The 245-nt window shown below is 62.4% G+C and carries 1 protein-coding gene; it reads left to right on the plus strand.

What is annotated here, in order from left to right:
* Positions 1-245 (plus strand): immunoglobulin-like domain-containing protein (locus L6D77_RS27195; protein ID WP_236170246.1); only part of this gene is annotated, 245 nt, incomplete at both ends.

Genomic DNA, 245 nt, shown 5'->3' on the forward strand with positions numbered 1-245 from the left:
CGAAGGCGGCCAGGTCACCTACACCGTGACCCTGACCAACGCCCAAGGCCTGTCGGTCACTGGCCACAACGGCCTGACTTTCACCCTGACCGACGGCACCAAAGTCACCGTTCCAGCCGGCAGCGCCTCTGGCACCTTCACCATCACCGCCAAGGATGATGTGTACACCGGCGGTCAGCCGAACATCGTCAACAAGATCGAATCCGTCGCCGGTGGCGACAACTTCGAGAAACTGACCCTCGGCG

Source organism: Pseudomonas parasichuanensis, from assembly GCF_021601385.1.
GTDB classification, from domain to species: Bacteria; Pseudomonadota; Gammaproteobacteria; order Pseudomonadales; family Pseudomonadaceae; genus Aquipseudomonas; species Aquipseudomonas parasichuanensis.